This is a genomic window from Actinophytocola sp., from assembly GCF_009379765.1.
Taxonomy (GTDB): Bacteria; Actinomycetota; Actinomycetes; order Mycobacteriales; family Pseudonocardiaceae; genus Actinophytocola.
In genome coordinates this window covers 1-19,842 of record NZ_WHTD01000068.1, presented here as the reverse complement: position 1 = coordinate 19,842, position 19,842 = coordinate 1, and the positions used below count along the sequence as shown (strand labels likewise).

The window sequence follows — 19,842 nt, the reverse complement described above, 5'->3', positions numbered from 1 at the left end:
GCGGGGCAACCGGTCGCGGGCAGGCTACCGACGTGGACGGGGACCGGGCGTGCGGCACGCCCGGTCCCCGTTGAACATCACCGATCAGTAAGGCTGGTCGTCACCGACCGCGCACGAGCACCGATTGAACGCGCTCAGCTCCTCGACATCGTCGACGAGCACAATGGCGGCGTCGTCGACCGGCGCGGGCGGGGCCGTCAACTCGATCATCACAGCGGACACAGTTGCTTCACCTCCTCCCGTGCTGGCAGTAGCGGTCCAGGGGTGAATTGGCTTCCTGGTAGAGCTTGGCCAGCGGGCGGCATGTGAAGCACGACCCGGACAAGGTGCACCCCGAGCACCCACCGGTCCGCCCCATCAGCGAGTCAGCGATCCCGCCGAGACGGCGCAAGCCCTCGATCCCCTCGATGGGCAGCGGCACGTTCGGGTCACGGCCCACCTTGCAGATGCTCGCCATGCCGTGCGGGTCGACATGGAAATGCGTGTGTCCCGCACCGCACCCGGTGAACGGCTTGCGCTCACGGAGGAACTTCGCCGACTGCGACGGCAGGGTCTCCGCGCCACTGTGGATGGTCGGCGAGATGTTGCTGTACTCGTTGAACGGCAGGCCGTAGCGGTCGGCCAACGCCCGCATCTCGTCAACCTCGTGTTCGTTGTGCTGGGTCACCACGAGGCTCAGGTTGATCGGTAGCCCCGCCTCATGCGCCGCGTCCAGGCCCTTGGTGAACAGCCGGAACGCACCCCGGCGCCGAGTCAGCCCGTCGTAGGACTCCTCCGTCGCGCCGTACACGCTCAACGTGATCCGGTACGGGCGGCGCGACCAGCACTTCCAGAATGCGCGGGTTGTGCAGACGCGACCCGTTCGACAGGACCGTGATCATCATGCCGAGGTCCCACGCCAGCATGTAGACCTCGTTGAACAGCGGGTCAATCGTCGGCTCACCCCCGGTGAGCTGCACCCACAGCACGCCGGCATCCTGCATGATGTGCAGCACCCGCTCCCGGTCGTCCCACGCCATGCCCTTGAACTGCTTGAGCCCGAGGTAGCAGTGCTCGCAGTCGTAGTTGCACCCCAGGTTCAGCTCGTAGGACGCTCGTCCGTACCCGTAGGGCGACGGCTCACGCACCATCACCGTGCCCGCCAACGGCCGCCCGCCGAGATCCAGGCCCCACCGTGCGTGGGCCGCGTCCACCAGCCACGGCGGGCACGGCGCATCGGGGACCGCCGCCGCGCCCAGCAGCTCCCGGTAGCGCTGCGCGCCGATCTTCACCGCCTGCTGGCTGCCTGGCCGCAGGACAAGGGAGTCATCCAGGAAGGGACTCGCGATGACCTCATACATGGCCGCACACTCCTCTCGTTGCCAATCACATCCATCGTCGGGACCGGGACCGGGCAGCGGCACCGCGTGGTGGGTGACATTGCCGCTGCCCGCTCAGCAAAGCCCGGCGGAGCCGTCGCGCCCGCGTCCGCCATGGCCTACACGGCATTCCGCACGTCGCCGGGTGTCCAGCTCACCGAGCCACCCCCGCCCCCGCGAGCTGAAAGCTGACGCCCCGCGCTATGGCCGTCGCTCCCGGCCGACCGTCCGCCCCATCGAGACGCGCCCACCGGTCCGCGAACAGATCAGAGCGCCGCTGTGACTGCGTGATCACCGGCCCCGGTTCGTCACCCCGCGCGTACGCCGCCTAGCGCCGCAGCGAATAGGTCATGCTGTCGGTCCAGCACTCGACCAACCAGCGCAAGCTCTCCTGATGGGCCAACTCGTCCACCCGATGCTCCAGGTGCCACTCGTAGAACCGGGCCAACTCCTCCCAATCCAACTGTGTCGAGTTGGCGAACGCTGGCGCGGTGCGCGACTCCGAGAACCCCAACGGGCCAACGCTCGGCGTTGACCTGACTCCCATGCTGGCAGCGATCAAGGCCGGACGCCTGAACCGCTGACCACACGAAACGAGACGAGCCCCGGGCGACAGCTACTTTCCCGGGGCTCGTCCCAACCTGGCCTCTACCTGTTGAGGTCGCCTATCGGCTGATCGTTGTCACCCGGATGAGCGATCAGGTGAGCCAGTGCGGCACCCATGCAGGCCCAGCGCCGTGCGCAGCACCTCGACCCGGCGCCGGGCGGTGACATCGGTGTGCGCGTCGAGCAACGTCTCGAACCGCTCGGCGTCCAGCTCGCCGGGCAGCACCCGCAGCCGGTAGCTGCCGCGCACGAAGGTCAGCCGGTCCGGGTCGTCGAGCACGCGGCGCAGCCGGTGCGCGTGCTGGTGCTGCCGCTGAGTGGCGCGCGCTCCGGGACGTCCGTCCCACAGGGTGTCGGCGAGGACGTCCATGGAGACCTCGGCATTGGCCCTGGCCAACAGCACGCCGAGCAGCGTGGACCGCAGCGACCCGGTCAGCGGGACCGGCGACACGCCATCCCGCAGGCCGACCGGACCGAGTACCTGGAACTCCATCCGAACCCCCTACGGCACAAGAGCATCGTGCCGCGCGCCCGATACGTCGAGTCCTCGGTCGGCGGGGGCCGGCGACAATGCGGGCGCTGAACGCCGGAGCGTTCAGCGCCCGCCGTGGCACTGGCTACGGGTCGGTCAGCACGCACCCATGTCGAACCACGAGGTCCCGGTGCCCGGTGCCTCGCCGTAGGAGTAGAAGGTCGCCAGGATCCACAGGTGACCGCTGTAGCTCACCTCGGCGCCGAAGAAGTAGAAGGTGGTCGCACTCCACGCCGTGGTGCCCTCGCACGGCTCCGGGTCGCCGGGGTCGCCCGGGTCACCGGGGTCGGGGTCGGCGCCCTCGCCGACGAACAGCAGGTTGTTCGGCGAGCCGCTGCCCGGGTTGGTGACCTTGCCTATGCTCGCGCCGTCCTTCAACGCGGTCTGTACCTCCGCCGGGGTCGCCGACGGGTGCGAACCCAGGTACACGGCCGAGGCGCCGGTGACGTGCGGGGTCGCCATCGAGGTGCCGCTGATCGTGTTCGTGGCGGTGTCGCTGGTGTTCCACGACGAGGTGATGTCCCGGCCCGGGGCGAAGATGTCGCTGCAGGAGCCGAAGTTGGAGAAGGAGGACCGCGCGTCGTTGCTGTCGGTCGAGTTGACCGTGATCGCCTCCGGTGTGCGCGCCGGGGTGAAGTTGCACGCGTCGGACGAGGAGTTGCCGGACGCGATCGCGTAGGTCACGCCCGAGCTGATCGAGTTGCGGACGGCGTTCTCCATCGACGCGTTGGTGCCGGACGCGCCGAGGCTCATGTTCGCCACGGCCGGCTTCTGCGCGTTCTGGGTGACCCAGTCGATGCCCGCGGTGACGCCGGCGAGCGTGCCGGAACCCTGGCAGTTCAACACCTTGACCGCGACCAGGTGGGCTTGCTTCGCGATGCCGTGCGCGGTGCCGGCGACGGTGCCGGCGACGTGTGTGCCGTGCCCGTTGCAGTCGGTGTTGTTGGAGTCGGCCGTGTTCGTGCCCCACGTCGCCCGGCCGCCGAAGTCGCTGTGCGTGGTCCGGATGCCGGTGTCGATGATGTACGCGGTCACGTTCGGCGCGGTGTTCGGGTAGGTGTAGCTGTTGTCCAGCGGAAGCTTCCGCTGGTCGACCCGGTCCAGGCCCCAGGACGGCGGGTTGGGCTGGGTCTCGAGCGCGCTGATGACCCGGTTCTGCTCGACGTAGGCGACCGCCGGGTCGGCCGCTGCGCGCTTGGCGTCGGCCTCGCTCATCGTCGCCGCGTACCCGTTGAGCGCGGCGCGGAACGTGTGCGTGACCTTCGCGTCGTACCGCTGGGCGATCGCGGCCGGCTTGGCGGCCGCGCCGTCCTCGAGGACGACGAGATAGCTGTTCTCGATGGCGCCCTCGGCGCCGGCGCCGAGGATCTCACCTTCGGCGGCGCTCGCCGGCGAGCTGAGGCTCAGGCTCACCGCGACGACCGCCGCGGCCGCGAGTGCGGGCCTGACCAGTCTTGCGGCCCATCCGGTTCTCGGGTGTCTCATGTCGGTTCTCCTTGGTTGCAGGGCGCGCGCGGAGCTCCGCCCTCTGGAGAGCCGCGCACGGCAGGACGACGACAGCTGGGACCAACGGACAGATCGACGACCGGGCGCGGAAACGTCGGGTCATCCTTCACATTCAAACGCACAGTTCGGATATTCCTCAACGAACTGGGAACGGGAAGGGCTGAACGGCCTCCGGAACCGTCCGCATGGCGTAACCCGGAAGCGGCCGGCTCGATCATGGTCCGACTTGGCCTACTCCGTCATCAAGTACTAACGTTAGCTACCGCTAACGAATAGGATCGGACGGATCGTGGAGACCATCACCGACGAGCAGATGCACGCCCTGCTCGCTGTCGCCAAGCCCTACACCATCGTCATCCTCCGGCCCGGCCCCAACCGGCAGGCGGACGGGGTCGACGCGACCATCTGGGAGCGCGGCCGGCGCAACATGGCACTGCGCGCCGACGGTCGGCTGGCGATCGTCGGCCCGGTCGGGGACGCGGATGTCAGCGGCATCGGCATCTTCGACCTCGACCTCGAGGAGACCCGCGCGGTGATGCGGGACGACCCGGGGTACGGGCCGGGGTGTTCGTCTGCGAGTTCCACGGGACCAGGAGCTTTCCCGGGGACACGCTGCCCGGGTGACCTGACGGCCGGTCGGTGCATACCCGTCCACTCGCGCGGGGAGGTCGCCGAACGACGCCGCCACGGCGCGCGGCGCACTCGGCGAAACCCCTGTTCGCGCCACACGCCTGTGGCAGACTCGCATCTCATGTGGGGACCCGGGGTGGCTGCGTGGTGGCATGCCGCGTACCGCCGGGTCGTTCGTTCCTCCTTCGCCACCGTCCCCCTCTACCGCGAACGCTGGGCGTTGGACGGACGCACCGATCCCGTGCTGGTGGCGGGCCGGGCCGGGTTCGACGGTGGCGCGGTCTCCTCGGTCGAGATCGCCGGCCGGATGGCCGACCTGGTACCGATCGGCGGCGGCGAGGCCGAGGTGGATCGCCTGCGCGGCTTGGGTTTCGTGCTGCCACCGCTCGGCGACGAGGCACTGGTCGTCGTGCTGGACACGACCGGCCCGCGCCCGCCTGCCGACCTGCCGAGGGGAGTGCGCGGCTGCGTGCTCGATCCGGACCGGCTGCGCTCGGACGGGGTGTCCTCGGCCGTCGCCGCCGTGACGAGCCGGCTGCGGCGGGGCGGGCCCGTGCTGGCCGTCGGGTCGGACAAGCATCTCGCGCGGCTCGTCGAGACACTGCCGGCCGAGGACGCGGTCGCGTTGGACCGGTTGCCGGTCGGTGAGCTCGACCAGCTCGACGCGGGGCCGTTCGGGGTGCTGCACGACCAGACCCTCGGTTTCCTCGGCTCCTTCGGCGAGTGCGGCCGCTGGCACGTGGACTGGCGCCGGGTCCACGTCCGGGAGACCGCCGCGGGCCTGGCGTTCACCTTGCTGCGTCAGCGGTCACCGCGCCTGGTCGACGTCCTGGTCGGCGGCGGGGTGCGCGGGCGGGTCGGCCCGTGCCCCCGGCACGCGACGCCGGTGCTGCTGACGTGACGGAGATCGCGATCCTGGACCCGCGGTCGGACGCCGAACCGGACGGGTGGGCGGATTTCGTGCGGCGGCAACGGCTGCACCCGGTGTGGGCGTTCGACCTGATGCGGGTGGAGTCGTGGCTGGCCCGCAACCCGGTGCTGCTGGCCACCGTCCGCCGCGACGGCCGGATCGTCGCCGGGATGTCGCTGGTGGCCTGCCTTTCCTGGCGGCGGCAGCGCTACGCCCCGCCCCCGGCGGGGGGCACCCGGCGGCTGCGGCCGTGGCTGGTCGAGGTCGTCCAGCCGTGGCTCAGCGGCTACCCCGGGGTCGTCTTCGCCGACGAGGTCGAGCCGCCCGACCGCCGGGCGATGGTCGCGCTGTTCGAGCGGGAGCTGGTGCGGTACCTGGGACCCGGTCCGGTCGGGGTGCTGTATCGCCAGCTCGGCGACGGCGACCTCGCGGCGCTGACCGGCAGGGGCCGGCTGACGCGAGCGGTGGACCCGGTCGCGGTGCTGCACAACACCTTCGCCGACGAGGAGCAGTGGCTGGCCTCGCTGCCCAAGAAGCGCCGGGCCAACCTGCGCCGGCAGCGCCGGATCGTGGCCGCCGACCCGAACCTGGTGGTACGCGGCGGACCCGGCCGTACCGATCTGAACTGGACGGAGGCGAGCGCGCTGATCAACAGGCACCGCGCGCAGTTCTCCCGGCCGCTGATCGACAACCGCTCGCCGGTCGCCGCCCGCTTCCTGGCGACCTACCTGAGCCGCTCCGACGTGCACACGCTGACCTACCACGACACGTCGGGCCGGCTGCTCGCGCTGCACATCATGATGGACAACGAGTACAGTCCCGCGCTGCAGCACTGGGCGGCGCTGCCGGTCCGCGACGGCGGCCGCCAGCACCTGTACTTCGACGCCCACTGGCGCGGGATCAGGTATGTGGTGGCCGCGGGCAGGGCCGAGCTCACCGACGGCCGGGGGCTGCTGGAGCTCAAGTCGGACCTCGGGTTCGGCACCCGCGGGCTGCACACCGTCGCCGTGCCACGGCCGATGCTCGGCAGGATGTCCCGATGACACCCGCGGTGCAGATCGTCGACCCGCGCTCGGACCCGGTACCTGCCGGATGGGCCGAGTTCCGCGAACGCCGGCAGCTGCACCCGTTCTGGGACTACGACCTGCTGCGCCTCGAGGCATGGATGGCGCGGAACCCGCCCCTGCTGGCCGTCGTCCGGGACGGCGCGGACGTGGTGGGCGCGTTGTGCGCGCTTGTGTGCCGCACCTGGCGGCTGGGGGACTACGCCACCGCTCCCGGCAAGCACACCAGAAGCACGCGGCCGAGATGGGCCGAGGTCTTCGTCCCGCTGTTCAGCGGGCACCCGGCCTGCGTGTTCGCCCCCAGGCTCGGCCTGCCGGCCAGGGTCGCGGCGGTCCGGGCGTTCGAGCGGGAGCTGGTGCGGTACCTGGGTTTTGGCCTGCTCGGGGTGCTCTACCGGGCGATGACCGAGGAGCTCGTCCCCGCCATCACCGGGCCGGGCCGCCCGCACCGGACGATCGACCCGGTCGCCGTACTGGTCAACGAGTGGTCCACTGTGGACGATCCGGCCGCCGGCCGCCCGGCCGGTGGGGTGGACCGGACGCTGGTGGTGCGTTCCGGCGCCGGGCGCGACGACCTCGACGCCGCCGAGCTGGCCGCGTTGCTCAACCGGCAACGGGCCCACGACGACGCGCTGGCCTGGGCCGGCGGTCAGCGGCGCCGGTTCGGCGGCTTGGTGCAGCTGGACACCAGGAGCCAGGTCGCGAGCGCCTACCTGGACCGGTTCGTGCGGCGCCCGGAGGTGGACACGCTCACCTACCACGACGCGGACGGCATGCTGGTCGCATTCAACACCCTGATCGACCACCCGGACAGCGCCGACGTGTACCACTGGGCCGTCGCCCCGGACCGGGCCGACGCCGCCGACTGCTACGCGCGCCGGGCGCGGTACATGATCGAGCACGGCCGGCGCGAGCTCACCGCGGGCCGCGGCCTGCTGGAGGTCAAGGAGCGGCTGGGGTTCGGCACCCGGGTTCTGCACACGGTCGCCGCCCCCCGTCCGGTGCTGGGTCGCGCCTGACGGCTCATCGCCCGGGTCCGGAGCGTTGGACTCGCGGGTTCTGGGCGTTGGACTCGCGGGTTCGGCGGGCGAGCTTGCCGGAACCCCGGGGCCTACGGGTTGGTGAACGGAACGGCCCGCGCCGCGTCGGGCTCGGCGGCGGGTGCCACCTCGAACCGCAGCGTCTCGGCCACCCGGCCGGCTGCCGCGTCCAGCGCCGGGATCGTGTCCGCGCGCAGCAGCACCCAGCCCAGCTTGTCCGACACGTCCAGGTAGGGCCGCACCTGCTGCCCCGGCTCGGCCACCACCACCAGCTCGACCACCTCCGGAATGGCCGCCGCCCGCTCCGCGCGGGAGATCGAGACCAGCTCGCCTGCCAGCTCGGCGGTCAGCGCCCGCCACATCACCGGCCGCGGCGTGTGCGGGGCGAGCTCGATCGGCCGGCCCACCGCGGCCTGCACCGCGGCCCGCACCGGGTCCACGCCGTAGCAGCGGCGGACCAGGTCGTCCAACCCGTTGCCACCGTTGCGAACGCCGAGCTCGATGACGAAGGGCTCACCGTCGGGAGTGACCACCACGTCCAGGTTCAGCGGGCCGCGACGGTAGGCCAGCCGCGCGCACAATTTGTCCACAATGGACCGTATGGTGTTCTCGACCTCGTCGGGCAGCCCGGCGGGCATGGTGTGCGCGGTGGTCATGGTCAGCGGCGGCGGGCTCAGTGACCGCCGGGTCATGGCCATGAACACCACCTTCCCGCCGTCCACGACGCACTCGCAGCCGCAGTGCACGCCGAGGACCTCCTCCTCGATCATGAGGTGGCCGCCGTAGGAGCGGCGCTGCGCCTCCCACACCGCGGCGTCGACCTCCTCCGGCGTGGCGCACCGGGTGACCCCGCGCCCGCTCTGCGCGTCGGCAGGCTTGACCACGACCGGGAAGTCGAGCTCCCGCGCCTGCTTGGCGAGCTGGACCGGGTCGTCCCCCTCGATCCACCGGTAGGACGACACCCCCAGCTCGTCCAGCATGCCGCGCACGACCCACTTGTCGACCGACGCTCGCACGGCCGCCACGGACAGCTGGACCGGAAGGCCGAGCGCGACGGTCAGCTCGCGCAGGGTGGGCAGCGCGATGTCGCTGGTCGGTGCCAGCACCCCGGCGAGGTCGGTGCGCCCGCCCAGCGCGGCCAGGATCTCGGGGGTGCTCCGAGTGCTCAGCGGCAGGTACTCGTCGGCCAGCTCGACGCCCGGTGCGCTCGCCGACCAGTCCACCGCGATCGTGCGGTAGCCCATCTCGGCCGCGGTCCGGTACGTGGACAGCGATCCCTCGGCCGCACCGAGCACCACGATGGTTCTCACCGTAAGTCCCCCGGCCCCGCCAGCGCCCGGTCGACGATCCGGCCGAGCGGCAGGGCCATGACCGCGCCGGCCAGCGCCAGGTGGATCACCATGAACACGACGGCGGTGGCGACGCTGGGCGGCCCGCCGACGAAGACGATGATGTGCGAGGCCCAGCGCAGCTCCTCCGGCCGCCCGTCCGGCCAGTCGTTGGTCAGCCAGAAGGTGAGGTCGTTGAGCCCGGAGATCACCACAAGGATCGACGCGACGCCGAGCTTCAGCACCGAGACGGTGCGCGCCCCGGCGACCCGGTAGGCGTAGAGCGCGAACAGCACGACGAACGTCGCGGTGAACAGCTCGAACTGGTAGACGTGCTCGAACAGGGCCTGCTGCTCGGCGTCCGGCGCGTTGGCGAGGTCGAGGATCCGCAACACCATCCCGGTGTCCAGGTATCCCATGTAGACGACCACGGCCAGCACCAGCAGCACGGGCCCCGGCCGCCAGCGGGGCAGCAGCGCGACGGTCGCCACGGCGAGCACGAACGGGCTGAGCGTGAACGCCCAGTCGGCCACGTTCTCCTGCGTCTGCTCCGGCGGCAGGATCACCATGATCAGGGCGACCAGCACGACGGCCGGCACCGCGGGCACCAGCCACAGCCAGGCCCGCCGCCGGTACAGCGCGCCGATCCAGCCGCCGGTCGGACCGGCCTCCGGCCGCACCTCGTCGGTCACCGTCACTTGTTCCCCTCCAGCTCGGCACCCGGCTTCTGCACCCAGAACGGGCCGAGTGCCAGAGCGTCCACATCGGTCTTGAGGTAGCAGGCGATCGCGTCCTCCGGGGTGCACACGATCGGCTCGTTGTTGTCGTTGAACGAGGTGTTGACCAGCATCGGCACCCCGGTCAGCTCGTCGAACCGGGAGATCAGCTCGTGGTAGAGCGGGTTGTCGGTGCGGCTGACCGTCTGCACCCGCGCAGTTCCGTCGACGTGGGTGATCGCCGGAACCTTCTCCCGCTGGTGTTCCAGCACGTCGAACACCAGCAGCATCACCGGGGACGGGTAGTCGCTGACGAAGTACTCGCCGGCCCGCTCGGCGAGGCACGACGGCGCGAACGGCCGGAACGCCTCGCGGTGCTTGACCTTCTCGTTCATCCGGGTCTTGGACTCCGGGTCCCGGGGGTCGGCCAGCAGCGACCGGTTGCCCAGCGCGCGTGGACCGCACTCCATCCGGCCCTGCACCCAGCCGACGATCTTGCCGGCGGCGATCTCGGCGGCGGTGTGCGCGGCGATGTCGTCCACCCGCCGGTACTCGACCCCGGCGTCGACGAGTGCCTTCTCCATCCGCGCCTCGGTGAACTCCGGGCCGGTGTAGGTGAAGCCGTCGGTCGGCCGGGGCAGGCCGTGCCGCCCCACGGTCACCTCGAGCGCCGCCCCGACCGACGCGCCGTCGTCGGCCGAGGCCGGCTGGGCGAAGAACTCCTCGAACGGGGTCTCCAGCAGGATCCGCCCGTTCATCACCGAGTTCAGTGCGACCCCGCCGGCCACGGCCAGCTTGGTCATCCCGGTCCTGGCCTGCAACCACTTGGCGAGGTGCAGGCCGGCCTTCTCCAGCGTCGCCTGCAGGGCGTAGGCGATGTCCATGTAGTGCTGCGGGACCGGGTTCTCCGCGGTGACCCTGGTCCTCGGCCGCGGCGGGCCGAACGTGTCGATGAACTTCCGCGACACCATGTGCCGGCCGTTGGTGTGGTGGGTGAACCAGCTCAGGTCCAGCTCGTAACCGCCGTCGTTGTCCAGTTGCACCAGGTCGTCGAACTGCTCGACGTAGGTGTCCTTGCCCAGCGGGGCGAGGCCCATCACCTTGCCCTCGTCGACGGTCGGGTAGAAGCCGAGGTAGCCGGTGACGATGGCGTACATGGCGCCGAGCGAGTGCGGGTACTTGATCCGCTTCAGGTCGGTGATCTTGTTGCCCTCGCCGACCGCCAGGCACGTGCTGGTGCCGTCGCTGCCGATGCCGTCCAGGGTCAGCACCGCCGCCGAGTCGAACGGCGAGACGTAGAACGCGCTGGCCGCGTGCGAGCGGTGGTGGTCGATCAGGTGCACCTTGAACTTGGTGGGGCCGGTGTACCCGACCGCGTCCCTGACCTCCCGGCCGATCGTGTACGTGCGCTTGATGTGCGCCAGCACCGCCCCGCCGATGTGGAAGTCGTCGACGCCGCCGCTGCCGCCGCCGTGGCGCCAGGTGTCCACCCAACCGGCCGACTTCTCGCCGCCGTCGCGCTCGTTGCGGAACACCGCGAGGGTCTTGGGGAAGTACCGGGCGAACACCGTCGCCGCGTGCACCGCCTCGCGCCAGCGCTGCCAGTAGAAGGCGACGTGGTCCACCTCGGCCAGCGTGATGCCGGCCTGGTTCAGGCAGAACTCGACGGCCCGGCTGGGAAAGCGGCCGTCGTGCTTGACCCGGGTGAACCGCTCCTCCTCCGCGAAGGCGATGATCTCGCCGTCGCGGACCAGGGCCGCGGCCGCGTCGTGCACTCGGGAGATGCCAAGAACGTACATACCTTCTCCGTTGGTTGATCGCCTGTGGTCAAGGGGTGGTCGTCGGGCTCGGGGCGGCCGGCGCCGTGCGGGCGCGCAGCTCGGGCCTGGTGCGCAGGAGCATCCGGCGCATCGTGTGCGCCTTGACGGTGAGCGCGAGCACGAGCACCACGATGCCGCCCACAGCGCCGAGCACCGGCACCAGCGCCACCGCGAACACCCCGGCCGCGAGCAGGCCGACCAGCGCGGACGACGAGGTGACGACGAGGATCTTGTTGTCGGTGTTCTCCAGCAGGTAGCCGGCGAACATCACGGTGAGGAAGAGGCCGATCTCGACGCACACCAGCACGCCGAGCACCACCGGCAGGCCGGCGCCGGCGCCGAGCAGCAGCTCCCTGGTGGCCGGCACGGTCGCCAGGACGGCGAACACCGCCGCGAAGCCGCCGCCGAACCGCCCGGCACCGCGCAGCAGCCCCAGCGCGCGCAGCCGACCGGCGTCGCCGCCGGTGCCACGCAGCCGGGCCGAGGTGGCCGGCTGCGCCACCCGCAGCAGGTAGAAGAGGAACTGGCAGATCGTCGTCGATGCGATCAGGGCGAGGTAGAGCGGCCCGCTGTCGGTGACCTGCCCCGACGCGGCGAGCACGAGGTAGATGACCGAGGCGCCGAGGGCGTCGGCGATGTCGGACACCCCGAGCAGCGAGGTCGTGCGGGCCAGCCGGGGGAGCAGCCGGTGACCCGGGCGCGGGCCCGGCCGCACCCACTCGCGTGGCAGGGCGGCCAGTGCGCACCCGGTCACCAGCACGATGCCGCCGACCAGCAACAGCAGGTGGAACTGCGGTGCCCATTCCACCTGCCAGGTGGTGGCGGTGACCACGACCACGACCACGGCTGAGGCTCCGAAGGCGCCCGCGTCCAGTGACGGCCGCCCGCGCAGCCGGTTCAGGCCGGCCACCGTCATCAGCAGGCCCGTTCCGGCCGCCCAGGTCGCCGCGGCCAGGTACGTGGTCGCGGCCGAGGTCGGGGCCAGCACCGCCACCGGCGCCAGCACCACCAGCAGCGCCAGCACCGGCGCCGCGGACAGCCCGAGCACCATCCTGGCCAGGGTCGGAGTGAGCAACCTGGTGCGCGGCAACACCTTCAGCGCGGCCTTCTCCGGCGTCGCGGTGGCGAGCGGCAGCCATGCGCACAGCCCAAGCGCGTTGGTGAAATGACCGAAGCTGTCGGCCGCCCACACGGTCGCCAGCGCGACCGACATGACCTGCACGCTGATCCGGAACGTGCCCCGACCCGCGACCAGCCGCAGGATCATGGCCGGTCGCGGCATCGTCGCGGCCACAGGGGTCGTGCTCGCGGTCATGGCAGCGGCACCGGCAGGTCCTGCTCCGCCAGCCGGAACCGCAACGTCGCACGCACCGCGGACTCGGCGGCCCGGAGGGTGGCGACCGATCCGCCGGAGAACACGACCTGCCCCAGCTTGCGGTCTGCCCGCTCGAACGGTTCGACCCGGGATCCGGGCTCGGTGAACAGCTGCAGGTCGATCACCTCGGGCATGGCCCGCACCTCGGCCGCGCCCTCGATTCCGGTCATCGTGCCGGCGCGGTCGGAGCTGAGCAGCCGCACCAGGGTCGGCCGCGGCGGCCGGGGCTCGCACGGCACGTCCTCGCCGGCGGCGAACGCGACCGCGGCGCCGGCGACGTCCACGCCGTAGGCGCTCTCGATCGCCTCCGGCAGCCCGTTCCCGCCGGTGCGCACGCTCAGGTCGATCGGGTACAGCAGGCCGTCGTGGCCGAGCACCGCGTCCACGGTCAGCGGCCCGCGCCGGTACCCGATCTCCGCGCACACCGCGGTCAGCGTGTCCACCAGCGCGGCGTCGGCCTCCGGGGGCAGCGCGGCGGGCAGCAGGTGCGAGCTGGTGACGAAGAACGGCGGCGGGGTCAGGGTGCGCTCGCTGACCGCGTGGAAGATCACCGCACCGGCCAGCACCAGCGCCTCGACGGTGAGCGGCGTCCCGCCGACGAACTCCTCCACGAGCACCCGCCCGGTGGGGGAGTGGGCCAACGCCTCGGTGAACGCGCGGGGCAGCCCGGCCGGGCCGGCGCAGGGAGCGACGCCCCGCGAGCCGGAGCCGTCGACCGGCTTGACCACGGCCGGATAGCGCAGGTGGCGGGCCTGGTCGAGCACGTCGGGGCCGGGGCGACCGGACGCCCAGCCGTAGCCGGGGAGGCCGAGCCGCGTGCACACCCGCCGGAACTCCGCCTTGTCCACCGACGGGACCACCGCCGACTCGGGGAGCCGGTCGGCCAGCTTCCAGTGCCGGGTCAGGAAGGCCCTGGCCGCGAGCCCGACGTCGTTGCCCGGGCACAGCACGCCGACGATGTCCGACCGGTCCGGCAGTGCCGCGGCGATCCGTTCCGGCGCCCTGGTGCTGATCGTGAGGTACTCGTCGGCCAGCTCCACGCTCGGGCGCGGGTCGACCGCGATCGTGCGATAGCCCAGCTTGGCCGCCCGCTGGTAGGTACCGGCCGTGTGGTCCGAGCCGCCCAGGACGACCAGCGTGTGTGACACCGGCTCACGGTGCTGGATTGGCTCGCTTCGCTCGCTGGTGAGTGGGCCTGTTCCCGGTGTCTTCCCTCCTGCGCTGCTCGTTCGTTCCTCACTCCGCTGCTCGTCAGTCCAGACACCGGCGGCCCACTCACGAGCCTGTGTCATTTGGCTCGCTCCGCTCGCTGGTTCGCGGGCCCGTGACACTGGTTCGCTCGCACGCTCGCTCATTAGGCCCCCTCGCAGGCTCGGTCGAGCCGCTCGCGGTCGCCCTGTGACACTGGTTCGCTCGCACGTTCGCTCACGTTCGGGCCTGTTCGGGAGACCGGGTCGCGGGGCGCTGTTCTGGCAGGTCGTTGGTCGGCGCGGGGTCGGCCGGGCCGAACAGCAGGTCCGCCGCGTCGACCGGAACGGTCGCCTCTCGCACGTAGAACAGCCGCGGCCGGGCCTGGCTCGCGGCGATCACGACCAGGAAGCGCACGGTCAGCCCGAGCACCCCGAGCGCGGTGGCGACCAGCACGAACAGCGCGGCGCCGCCGGCGGCCGGCGCGAGCAGCCCCGTCGCGGCGAGCAGCGCGAACAACAGTGCCAGCGCGCTGGCGCCCAGCGCGGTGACCGAGGCCAGCGTGGTCAGCCTGCGGCCGACGCTGACGAACAGCCCGATCGCGTGCCCGGCCAGCCACCGCAGGCCGACCTTGGACTCGCCGCGCAGCCGGGCCCGGTGCTCGACCGGGACGGTGGTGTACCGGCTGGTCAGCCGGGGCACGGTGGCCAGGAAGTACGGCGTGCCGAGGCGCAGGTCGACGATCTTCCTCGCCAGCGAGGTCCGCACCAGGCGGAACGCGGTGGCATCCTTGGGCAGCTCGATGCGCAGCATCCTCGCGGCCACGAAGTGGAACGCGGCCGTGCCGAGCCTGCGGGCCAGCGGGTCCTTGCGGTCGTTGCGAACGCCGAACACCGCGTCGTAGCCGTGACCGGCGACCTCGATAAGCCTGCGTGCCTCGGCGGCAGGGAACTGCTGGTCGGCGTCGAGGTGCAGGATCCACGGGCGGCGCGCGTACCGGTACCCGGCCGAGAACGCGGCCTCGAAGCCGAAGTTGCGGGTGAAGGAGATGTAGTGCACCCGGGAGTCGGCCATGGCCAGCCGCTTGATCGCGTCCAGGGTCCCGTCACTGCTGCCGTCGTCGACGAAGATCAGCTCGAGGTCGAGGTGGCCCAGCTCGGCCAGCACCTCGGCGCAGACGTGGTCGACGTTGTCGATCTCGTTGTAGCACGGAATCACCACGGACAGCCCCGCCTCGGCCGGTCCGGCCGGTTCGGCGCTCATCTGTGCCAGACCGCCGATAGGTCCGATAAGAGGGGCGGAGAGCTATCGCTATGGTTGGGTGACACCGGCATGGATCCTCCGACGGCGCTCGGGAGCAGGTCAGGGATCGCCTGGCCTGCACGGCAGGTCTGGTCACGCGCATGACTCGAACCGCTTTATACGTTCCGCTATGCGGTCGTGCGAGCCTCTTTGTGAAGGTTGCGCCGTTCAGCCCAGCGGATGTATTTCTTATTTGCGGCGTCTGGCCTGTCCCTGACCGGCACGGGGGATGAAAGCCCAGGTCTCGTGGCACACTCGCTGCTCATGTGGAGCCACGGGGTGTCGCGGTTGTGGCGCGCCGCCTATCTGCGGACGGTTCGGTCGACCTTCGCCACCGTCCCGTTCTACCGGTACCGGTGGGCCGTCGACGGCCGTACCGATCCGGTGCTGGTGCCCGGCCGCACCGGAACCCATGGCGGGGCGGTTTCGCCCGCCGAGGTCGAGAGCGCCCAGGTCGACCTGGTCCCGCTGGCCGGCGGTCGGCTCGAGGCGGACCCGTCGCGCGGCCTCGGTCCGGTGCTCCGCCCGCTGCCGCCCGGGGCGCTGGTCGCGGTGCTCGACGAGGCAGGGTCGCGGCCGCCGACCGACCTGCCCGGGCGGGTGCGCGGCTGCGTGCTCGACCCGGACGGGATGGCCGACGGCGCGTCGGTCGTGCTCGCCGAGCTGACCGCGACCCTCACGAGGGGCGGCACGGTGCTGGCCGTGGGCACCGACAAACACCTCATCCGCCTCGCGGGGGCGCTGCCGGCCGAGCCGGCCGTCCGGCTCGGCCGCCGGCCGCTGCGCGAGCTCGACCAGCTCGACGGGGGGCCCTACGGGTTGGTCCACGACCGGATGCTCGGCTACCTCGGCGCGTTCGGTGCCTGTGGTCGCTGGCACCTTGACTGGCACCGGGTCTACGCCAGGGAGACCGACGCCGGGCTGGCGTTCACCCTGCTGCGTCAGGACTCGCCCCGGTTCGTCGACGTGCTGGTCGGCGGCGGGGTGCGCGGGCGGGTGGTGCCGTGTCCCCGGCACGGGACGCCCGTGGTGCTCACGTGATCACGGTCGACGTGCTGGACCCGCGCGTGGACCCCGAGCCGCCGGACTGGGCGGGATTCGTTGCCGCACAACAGCTTCTCGCCCCGTGGGACTACGGCCTGCTGGCCGTCGAGTCGGCGGGCGGACCGCGGCCGGTGCTGCTGGCGCTGGTTCGCCGGGACAGGGTGGTCCTCGCCGCGCTCACCGTCCTCGTCGCCCGGCGCGGGCGCGGTCCCCGGTGGGTCGAGGTGTTCCAGCAGTGGATCTCCGGCGTGCCGGGCTGGGTGTTCGCCGAGGGGCTCGACGTGGTCGAGCGCAAGGAGATCCTGCGTGCGGCCGAGCGCGCGCTGTGCCGCTACGTGGGGCTGAGCTGCCTGGGGCTGGTGTACTGGCACCTCTCGCCCGCGGACGTGCCGCTGGTCGCCGGGTTCGGCCGCTTCGTCCGGCCCGCCGCGGGCACCGCCGTGCTGGACAACACCTTCGCCAGCACCGGGGAGTGGCTCGCCGCGCTGTCCCGCAACAGGCGGGCCAGCCTGCGCAAGCTGCGTCGCCAGCTGGCCGGCGACCCGAACCTGGTGATCCGGTTCGAGCCGGCCCGCCACGACCTGGACGGCGCGGAGCTGGCGGCGATGTTGGGTGCGCACCAGGACAAGTACCACCGGTACCGGCACGACTCGCGCAACCCGGTCACCGCGGAGTACCTGTCCGCCCTGGTGTCCCGGCCCGACGTGCGCACCATGACCTACCACGACGCCGACGGCACCCTGCTGGCGTTCAGCACCCTGCTCGACCACCCGGCGCACCTGCTCAGCCAGCACTTCGCGGCGGTGCCGGCAGGTGACGGTGGGCGGGGGCACCTCTACTTCGACCTCTACACCCACCTGGTGGACCACCTGGTGGAGCGCGGCGGGAAGTCCCTGTCGGTCGGCCGCGGGATGGACGAGGTCAAGACCCGGCTCGGCTTCCGGATCGAGCCCTTGCGGTTGGCGATCGTCCCCCGGGTGGTTGCCGGGTGAGGGAGCGAGCGGGCGTGGTGGCGACCAAGCGGAGCGAACAGCCGGACACCGAGGTGCTGGACCCGCGGTTCGACCCGGAACCGCGGTACTGGGCGAGGTTGCGGGCGCGGGCCGGGCTGCGGGCCGACTGGAGCTGGCCGGTGCTCACCGCGCAGGCGTGGCTGGCGCGCACCCCGCAGCTCGTGACCGTGTTCCTCGACGGCGGGGAACCGCGCGGGGTGGTGTGGGCGGCGTGGGTGACCGCCGGCACCCACCGGTACCGGTTCGCCGCGAGCGGACGCGCCGGCCGGGTCGGCTTCCTGGACGTGCGTTCACCGCACAACAGCGCGGTGCCCGGCTGGTGGTTCGCCGGCTACGCGCCGGGGGAGCGGCCGGGGGCACTGCGCGCGCACGTCGCCGAGTACACGTCGGTCATGCGGCGCGAGCTGGGCATCGGGTTCCGCGGTCTGCTGGTGCGCCAGCTCGCGGAGCCCGAGGTGGCCGAGGTGGCCGGCCGGTTCCGCATGATCCGCCCGATCGAGCCGATCGGCGTGCTGGACACCGCGGGCCACCGCTCCCGCGACGACTGGCTGGCCACGCTGGCCAAGAAACGCCGGTGGGAGCTGCGCAAGATCGACCGCCTGGTCACCGGGAACCCGGCGATCGGGGTCGACGTGCGGACGGGCGCCGAGGAGGACGTGGTCGCCCTGACCAGGCTGCTCCGGCACAACGCCGACAAGCACAAGGACGTCCCGATCCTGCCGTTGCCCCAGTTCGGCGCGTCGCTCGCCAAGCTGCTCGCCGAGCCGGACGTGCGGACCGTGACCTACGACGACCCGGTCACCGGGCGCAGGCTGGCGGTCGCGTTGGTGCTCGACCACCCGGACTGGCCGACCTTCCGCACGTGGTCGGCACTTCCGGTCGAGGACGGTGGCGCCCGCAACCTCTACCTGCACGTCTACGGCGAGATGGCGCACTGGTCGATCGCGGCGGGCAAGCAGGGTGTGATCGTGGGCAAGAAGATGCCCAAGCTCAAGGCGTCGCTCGGCGCCCGGATGGTGCCGCAGTACGCGGCCGCGGTACCGGTGCGCTGAGCCCCTCAGCGCAGCCACACCTCCGCGGTGGTGAGGAAGGCCGATGACGACGGTCGGTCGGCCGAGCCGCCGCGGGTGACCGTTCCGGCCAACCGCCGCCCGCCGACCTCGATCGTCGCGTCCGAGGTGGGCGCGGTCACCAGGCGCAGGCCGTGCGGGACACCGTCGAGGGGGAACTCGTCGGTCTCGAAGGCCCGCCGGTCGAGCACCCCGGACATGGTGATCTCGACGTCGCCCGCCCGCGCGGACAGGCCGGTCCCGAGGTCGAGCCGGACCTCCACGGCGGTGCGCTCGGGGGTCGGCTCCGGCCACGGCAGCCCGTCGGCCTCGGGGAAGTGGCGGGTGAACGCGCGCTCCAGCCACCCGCCGAACGCCGGGTCCTCGCCGAGCACTCGCACCACGCCGTCGTGCCACAGCACGATCGCGCTTCCTGCGCCGCGCTCGGACCAGTCGACCACCCACACCGAGGCGTACGCGGTGACCGTGTCACCGTCGAACAGCCGGACACCGGGGTTGGCCCCGCAGAGAATCACCCGCATCCCCCGATTGTGCCCGGGTGACCGCAAGATCGATCATCTGGATGAGTGATTCCGTGAAAAGTTGGCGTTGGCCGCCCATTCATCCGGATGCGTGGTCACCAGAGACGGGTCCAGATCCAGGAACACCAGCCCGCTCTGTTGTGGTCTGCCCGCCCTGTCCCAGACCCAGGTCCGCGTTTGGCCGCGGGCGCCGCGGATCGCGGCCAGCGACCGATCGGCGCCGCCGAGAACGCCCGCTCCAGCCCACACACCCGACCGGTCCGCGCCAGCAACACCCCACCCGCTGAGGAGATCAACGACTCGCCGCCGGCGATGACGGACAACCACGGACGCCACTGGATGCGCTCCACCTTGGAGAGCCTTCCCGCTCGACGACCTCGGACCGTCGCAAACCCCGATATTCCCTTGCAGGACAGGCACGTCCGTGTATTCAGACCGAGTGTCGCGCCAACCCCCGGGACCACGGCCGCAGCTCACGGTGGGTGCATGCCGACCCGATGGGGTGAAATCCTTGCCACACAACGGAAATCGTGTCGCGGTTCGGGTAGAATCGACCATATGTGCGAGCCGCTTGTCGATCTACCCGACGACCCCGCCCCGGAAGCCATACCGCTGGCGACGGCACGCGGGTTCACGCGGGCGGCCTGGCAGAACGAGGGACACTCACTGGAACAACTCGCCCGGTTCGCGGCGGCCAGTGGCAGCGAGTTCGACGCGCTCGAGGTCGCCGCCTTGTTTCGGATCTCTCTCCGCGCCGCGCAACACCGCCTCGACCTCGCGGTCACCCTGGCCACCCGGTTGCCGCGCACGTTGGCGGCG

20 protein-coding genes and 1 pseudogene are annotated in these 19,842 nt (G+C 71.7%); 8 read left to right on the top strand and 13 right to left on the bottom strand.

Features of this window, described 5'->3' with window-relative positions:
- Window positions 1-84: 84 nt before the first annotated feature.
- The 4 genes from GEV28_RS21120 to GEV28_RS21105 all read right to left on the bottom strand — a co-directional run bounded on the left by GEV28_RS21120 (window position 85) and on the right by GEV28_RS21105 (window position 1,872).
- Window positions 85-222: a hypothetical protein gene (locus tag GEV28_RS21120; protein ID WP_291413832.1), complete on the bottom strand. Its 138-nt coding sequence runs from the start codon at window positions 220-222 to the stop codon at window positions 85-87.
- Between the two features lie 7 nt (window positions 223-229).
- Complete coding sequence (locus GEV28_RS21115) at window positions 230-790, bottom strand: hypothetical protein (protein WP_291413831.1); 561 nt, start codon at window positions 788-790, stop codon at window positions 230-232.
- On the bottom strand, window positions 699-1,340 hold the full coding sequence (locus GEV28_RS21110) for a radical SAM protein (RefSeq protein ID WP_291413830.1): 642 nt from the start codon (window positions 1,338-1,340) through the stop codon (window positions 699-701). The genes GEV28_RS21115 and GEV28_RS21110 overlap by 92 nt, the downstream gene beginning before the upstream one ends.
- 346 nt (window positions 1,341-1,686) lie before the next feature.
- Entirely contained in the window at window positions 1,687-1,872 is a 186-nt protein-coding gene (locus GEV28_RS21105) for a hypothetical protein (protein WP_291413856.1), read from the bottom strand.
- On the opposite strand from GEV28_RS21105, the gene GEV28_RS21100 reads away from it, so the two are divergent.
- The gene (locus GEV28_RS21100; RefSeq protein WP_291413829.1) at window positions 1,832-1,942 is read left to right on the top strand and encodes a DUF397 domain-containing protein; all 111 of its coding nucleotides are present in this window, start codon (window positions 1,832-1,834) and stop codon (window positions 1,940-1,942) included. The genes GEV28_RS21105 and GEV28_RS21100 overlap by 41 nt on opposite strands.
- A 98-nt stretch (window positions 1,943-2,040) precedes the next feature.
- Here GEV28_RS21100 and GEV28_RS21095 read toward each other — a convergent pair whose 3' ends face one another.
- Both GEV28_RS21095 and GEV28_RS21090 read right to left on the bottom strand, forming a co-directional pair.
- Window positions 2,041-2,457 carry a hypothetical protein gene (locus tag GEV28_RS21095; RefSeq protein ID WP_291413828.1) on the bottom strand — a complete coding sequence of 139 codons (417 nt, stop codon included), beginning with the start codon at window positions 2,455-2,457 and terminating at the stop codon, window positions 2,041-2,043.
- A gap of 135 nt (window positions 2,458-2,592) precedes the next feature.
- The gene (locus GEV28_RS21090) at window positions 2,593-3,981 is read right to left on the bottom strand and encodes a S8 family peptidase (RefSeq protein ID WP_291413827.1); all 1,389 of its coding nucleotides are present in this window, start codon (window positions 3,979-3,981) and stop codon (window positions 2,593-2,595) included.
- A gap of 310 nt (window positions 3,982-4,291) precedes the next feature.
- Between GEV28_RS21090 and GEV28_RS42445 the strand changes: the two genes are divergently transcribed.
- The 3 genes from GEV28_RS42445 to GEV28_RS21075 are packed head-to-tail and all read left to right on the top strand — an operon-like array spanning window position 4,292 to window position 7,625.
- Window positions 4,292-5,533, top strand: coding sequence for a hypothetical protein (locus GEV28_RS42445; RefSeq protein ID WP_367115149.1), 1,242 nt, complete (start codon window positions 4,292-4,294; stop codon window positions 5,531-5,533).
- Window positions 5,530-6,585, top strand: coding sequence for a GNAT family N-acetyltransferase (locus GEV28_RS21080; RefSeq protein WP_291413826.1), 1,056 nt, complete (start codon window positions 5,530-5,532; stop codon window positions 6,583-6,585). Before GEV28_RS42445 ends, GEV28_RS21080 begins: the two co-directional genes overlap by 4 nt.
- Entirely contained in the window at window positions 6,582-7,625 is a 1,044-nt protein-coding gene (locus GEV28_RS21075; RefSeq protein ID WP_291413825.1) for a hypothetical protein, read from the top strand. Before GEV28_RS21080 ends, GEV28_RS21075 begins: the two co-directional genes overlap by 4 nt.
- Before the next feature lie 92 nt (window positions 7,626-7,717).
- Here GEV28_RS21075 and GEV28_RS21070 read toward each other — a convergent pair whose 3' ends face one another.
- From GEV28_RS21070 to GEV28_RS21045, 6 genes are all read right to left on the bottom strand, one after another.
- Entirely contained in the window at window positions 7,718-8,956 is a 1,239-nt protein-coding gene (locus tag GEV28_RS21070) for an ATP-grasp domain-containing protein (RefSeq protein WP_291413824.1), read from the bottom strand.
- Window positions 8,953-9,672 (bottom strand): hypothetical protein, encoded by a 720-nt coding sequence (locus GEV28_RS21065; protein WP_291413823.1) that lies wholly within the window; start codon window positions 9,670-9,672, stop codon window positions 8,953-8,955. Before GEV28_RS21065 ends, GEV28_RS21070 begins: the two co-directional genes overlap by 4 nt.
- Window positions 9,669-11,489, bottom strand: a complete 1,821-nt coding sequence (locus GEV28_RS21060) for a carbamoyltransferase C-terminal domain-containing protein (RefSeq protein ID WP_291413822.1) — start codon at window positions 11,487-11,489, stop codon at window positions 9,669-9,671. Before GEV28_RS21060 ends, GEV28_RS21065 begins: the two co-directional genes overlap by 4 nt.
- Window positions 11,490-11,517: 28 nt before the next feature.
- The gene (locus GEV28_RS21055) at window positions 11,518-12,825 is read right to left on the bottom strand and encodes a hypothetical protein (protein WP_291413821.1); all 1,308 of its coding nucleotides are present in this window, start codon (window positions 12,823-12,825) and stop codon (window positions 11,518-11,520) included.
- Window positions 12,822-14,033 carry an ATP-grasp domain-containing protein gene (locus tag GEV28_RS21050; protein ID WP_291413820.1) on the bottom strand — a complete coding sequence of 404 codons (1,212 nt, stop codon included), beginning with the start codon at window positions 14,031-14,033 and terminating at the stop codon, window positions 12,822-12,824. The genes GEV28_RS21055 and GEV28_RS21050 overlap by 4 nt, the downstream gene beginning before the upstream one ends.
- Window positions 14,034-14,310: 277 nt before the next feature.
- The gene (locus GEV28_RS21045) at window positions 14,311-15,336 is read right to left on the bottom strand and encodes a glycosyltransferase family 2 protein (protein ID WP_291413819.1); all 1,026 of its coding nucleotides are present in this window, start codon (window positions 15,334-15,336) and stop codon (window positions 14,311-14,313) included.
- Between the two features lie 303 nt (window positions 15,337-15,639).
- Here GEV28_RS21045 and GEV28_RS21040 point away from each other — a divergent pair, with 303 nt between their 5' ends.
- From GEV28_RS21040 to GEV28_RS21030, 3 genes are read left to right on the top strand one after another with little or no spacing between them, the layout of a single operon-like run.
- Window positions 15,640-16,416: a hypothetical protein gene (locus GEV28_RS21040; RefSeq protein WP_291413854.1), complete on the top strand. Its 777-nt coding sequence runs from the start codon at window positions 15,640-15,642 to the stop codon at window positions 16,414-16,416.
- On the top strand, window positions 16,413-17,411 hold the full coding sequence (locus GEV28_RS21035; protein WP_291413818.1) for a GNAT family N-acetyltransferase: 999 nt from the start codon (window positions 16,413-16,415) through the stop codon (window positions 17,409-17,411). Before GEV28_RS21040 ends, GEV28_RS21035 begins: the two co-directional genes overlap by 4 nt.
- The gene (locus GEV28_RS21030; protein WP_291413817.1) at window positions 17,408-18,484 is read left to right on the top strand and encodes a GNAT family N-acetyltransferase; all 1,077 of its coding nucleotides are present in this window, start codon (window positions 17,408-17,410) and stop codon (window positions 18,482-18,484) included. The genes GEV28_RS21035 and GEV28_RS21030 overlap by 4 nt, the downstream gene beginning before the upstream one ends.
- 5 nt (window positions 18,485-18,489) lie before the next feature.
- On the opposite strand, the gene GEV28_RS21025 is transcribed toward GEV28_RS21030, so the two are convergent.
- The gene (locus tag GEV28_RS21025) at window positions 18,490-19,023 is read right to left on the bottom strand and encodes a hypothetical protein (RefSeq protein ID WP_291413816.1); all 534 of its coding nucleotides are present in this window, start codon (window positions 19,021-19,023) and stop codon (window positions 18,490-18,492) included.
- 558 nt (window positions 19,024-19,581) lie between these two features.
- On the opposite strand from GEV28_RS21025, the pseudogene GEV28_RS21020 reads away from it, so the two are divergent.
- A pseudogene (locus GEV28_RS21020) lies at window positions 19,582-19,842 on the top strand (hypothetical protein); the annotation flags it as partial.

What these genes read in the sequence shown, in the direction of transcription:
- GEV28_RS21110 (WP_291413830.1), bottom strand. Translation starts at nt 1,340, where the DNA reads ATGTATGAGGTCATCGCGAGTCCCTTCCTGGATGACTCCCTTGTCCTG.
- GEV28_RS21095 (WP_291413828.1), bottom strand. Translation starts at nt 2,457, where the DNA reads ATGGAGTTCCAGGTACTCGGTCCGGTCGGCCTGCGGGATGGCGTGTCG.
- GEV28_RS21090 (WP_291413827.1), bottom strand. Translation starts at nt 3,981, where the DNA reads ATGAGACACCCGAGAACCGGATGGGCCGCAAGACTGGTCAGGCCCGCA.
- GEV28_RS21075 (WP_291413825.1), top strand. Translation starts at nt 6,582, where the DNA reads ATGACACCCGCGGTGCAGATCGTCGACCCGCGCTCGGACCCGGTACCT.
- GEV28_RS21060 (WP_291413822.1), bottom strand. Translation starts at nt 11,489, where the DNA reads ATGTACGTTCTTGGCATCTCCCGAGTGCACGACGCGGCCGCGGCCCTG.
- GEV28_RS21055 (WP_291413821.1), bottom strand. Translation starts at nt 12,825, where the DNA reads ATGACCGCGAGCACGACCCCTGTGGCCGCGACGATGCCGCGACCGGCC.
- GEV28_RS21045 (WP_291413819.1), bottom strand. Translation starts at nt 15,336, where the DNA reads ATGAGCGCCGAACCGGCCGGACCGGCCGAGGCGGGGCTGTCCGTGGTG.
- GEV28_RS21040 (WP_291413854.1), top strand. Translation starts at nt 15,640, where the DNA reads ATGTGGAGCCACGGGGTGTCGCGGTTGTGGCGCGCCGCCTATCTGCGG.
- GEV28_RS21025 (WP_291413816.1), bottom strand. Translation starts at nt 19,023, where the DNA reads ATGCGGGTGATTCTCTGCGGGGCCAACCCCGGTGTCCGGCTGTTCGAC.